This is a genomic window from Streptococcus suis (assembly GCF_002960445.1).
In the GTDB taxonomy this organism is placed as follows: domain Bacteria; phylum Bacillota; class Bacilli; order Lactobacillales; family Streptococcaceae; genus Streptococcus; species Streptococcus hyiners.
Genome location: NZ_POJD01000194.1, coordinates 1 through 288, shown reverse-complemented (window position 1 = coordinate 288; position 288 = coordinate 1). Strand labels below are relative to the sequence as shown.

The following is a 288-nucleotide window of genomic DNA, read 5'->3' as shown; positions in this document are numbered from 1 at the left end:
TGTCATCATTAGCCTAGTTATCAACCGCCAAATCTTATCTGTTGCCGTGATTGCTAGTCTAAACGTCATTTTGGTTACGGCCAATTTTCTCAAATTCCGCTACCGTTCGGAGCCATTGACCCCCAATGATTTCAAATGGGTCGGGAACTTGGGGATGATTCTCAGCTTTATCAGTCTACGTGTTGTCTTGGTATCGCTCGTCTTTATAGTCCTCCTTGTGTTTATCTACCGACGTATTCACAAGAAGTACTTCCAAGGAAGGATTGTCGCTTCTATCTGGAAAAGGCT

1 pseudogene is annotated in these 288 nt (G+C 43.8%); it reads left to right on the top strand.

The window, feature by feature from the left end:
* Positions 1 to 288, top strand: a pseudogene (locus tag C1G53_RS07725) (sulfatase); the annotation flags it as partial.